The organism is Gemmatimonadota bacterium, from assembly GCA_026705765.1.
Lineage (GTDB): Bacteria > Latescibacterota > UBA2968 > UBA2968 > UBA2968 > VXRD01.
On sequence record JAPPAB010000077.1, the window covers coordinates 1 to 2194 of the forward strand.

Annotated in this window: 2 protein-coding genes; one reads left to right on the forward strand and one right to left on the reverse strand. The window is 53.6% G+C overall.

Features of this window, described 5'->3' with window-relative positions; all coding sequences use genetic code 11:
* On the reverse strand, positions 1-1372 hold a 1372-nt coding region (locus OXH16_10200; GenBank protein ID MCY3681759.1), incomplete at its 3' end, for a hypothetical protein.
* An 86-nt stretch (positions 1373-1458) separates the two neighbouring features.
* On the opposite strand from OXH16_10200, the gene OXH16_10205 reads away from it, so the two are divergent.
* Positions 1459-1965 carry a hypothetical protein gene (locus OXH16_10205; GenBank protein MCY3681760.1) on the forward strand — a complete coding sequence of 169 codons (507 nt, stop codon included), beginning with the start codon at positions 1459-1461 and terminating at the stop codon, positions 1963-1965.
* Positions 1966-2194: the final 229 nt, after the last annotated feature.

Sequence of the window (2194 nt, forward strand, 5' to 3'; positions counted from 1 at the left end):
CCATAACAGTGGCCTCCACTACCGTATGGGGTTCAGTTGGGACGACAACCTCGGGTGCGCGCCCATAAAAGCCCGATCCGACGATGAAGTCAGCCGGGACTGTGCTTCCGTCTGCCCTCCGGATTTCAGCGGCGAACTCGCGTGCGTATCCCACCTTTGGGATGTCGGCGCTGTCGGTGTCGTCCGTGGGATCGTCAAAGTAATACTCCACGAAGCCGCCTTCCGGGCTACTCTTCGCCGCTTCGATGACTTGAGGCAGAATGAACTCTCCGGTCACAGCATCAAGGACGGTCGGCACCAGAGGCCGATACTCGTATTTGTCCGGAAACGCTGCGTGAAATATGATGATGTTGCTGACAATATCCAGGACATAGAGGTACACGGGACCGTGTCGCCAGGGTCCGTTCTCATCCCGCAAGGCGATCCTGGTTTGCTGAATAGCGGCTGTATCGCCGGACCTCAGGATTTCAAGAAAGTAATTTCCTGCTTCCGTGACGAAGGTCTTCAGGGTTTCTCTGTCCACCACCGCCTCGGCGGTAATGGCCGGGTCGCCGTAATCGATTGTTTCATCGCTAATGGGAACCAGGTGAGATTCATTGAGATCGAATCCCATGAGCATCACAATCGGAGCCGCCCCTAAATTGGGCTCGACATAGACAGCGGCATGGCCCGAAGCGCCTGGTATTCCTGGTGACAGACCTGGAATAGGAGTGGTCGCATCGAATGCGCCGTCCGGTTCCTGCAACAATGTGCCCACGACGGCGCCGAAAGCCTGGGCGGCGACAGCAGGATCGGGAGACGCCAGATTCGCCAGATCGGTTGGGGATACGCCCAACGCAAAAAGGATCGCGCCGTAAATCACAGGGTTGATCAGCCTGCCCGACAATGCCATGTCCTTCGCGTGAATGTACACTCTGCCGTCGAGCGTCAGGCTCACGATGTACGTGGAACCGGAACGCCAAATCCCATCCTCCTGCCTTATGATACATCCGATATATACCGCTTCCTCCGTGGTCGCGGCCCCCTGGGCATATTCTCTGGACCGCTCTCTCACGGCCAGCGCGAAGTCCATCAGGGTAGCGCTGCCATCTTCCACCTGTTGTGCCGTCACACGCGGGTCCGCAGGAGGCGTCACGCCGGGAGGAAGTGGACAATTTGCCAGGGCGGGTGGCGCATTGGAAAAGACGCCGGCCAGCACGAGCAGTCCGACAATGGAAAGTAATGTACGAGGGTTCATCACGATGGTCCTCCCTTTTGAGTTAGATTTAAGAATTTCAAAAAAGGCGATATATAGACTTTTGATTTTTATATCGCCCTTGAATATATTGCTGTTATTAGAAAAGGTCAAGTTTTTCACAGTCTTACCTTTCATCGCATTTTTTTGGCTTGACAGAGCGCGAATCGAAAAATATACTGTAGTTGTTCGTTTTTGTGGTGATAACTTGCAGGGAGATCGAAATGAAACGCCTGATGATATGCCTCCTGTCTGTGTTCGCAATTCAGGGATGCAGTGATCGTCTGTCAGATATGCAAACACAATTGGCGGGTACCTGGGTTTTGCAAACGCGTCAATTGCAAGATGGGACTGTGTTGCGTGCCCCGCATATAAAAGGGTCGCTTTTTTGGGAGCCAATCAGTTCTCGAAAAGCACATATTACGCTCAATTTTCTCGAGGACTTAAAAGACGGTACGCCCCGGCGATTTAATTATGCCGCCAGTACGTATGAGATTTCTACATCGGCGATTACGCGAGCCAGGCATGTGCTGGTTCGCCAGGGGTATCGGTCTTCTGCCGAAGCACCGATGTCGATTTATCCCAAGGCCAAGAGTGTGAAGGGCAAGATTACGGTTGAGGGCGATAAAATTGAGATTGCACACGATGAGCAGCAGTGGGTGTTTGAAGGCAATACGATGACGGCATCTTATGAGGGGGCATGGGTTGATACATGGATGCGGGTTCAGTAGGGTGTTGTGAAAAATATGAGGCGTACAAAGAAAGCCCCTGAATTTTCAGGGGCTTTCTTTTTGTGCGTTCGGCGCTACTTGAGGTAGAGCAGCCGTTGGGTCTGCACCCCGCCGGGATAGCTCAGACGTGCGATATAGACCCCCGTCGATAGCGAAACGCCCCGCTGATCGAGCACATCCCACCGTATCTGGTAGGAGCCTGCGGCCTGGGACTGATCCACCAATGTGC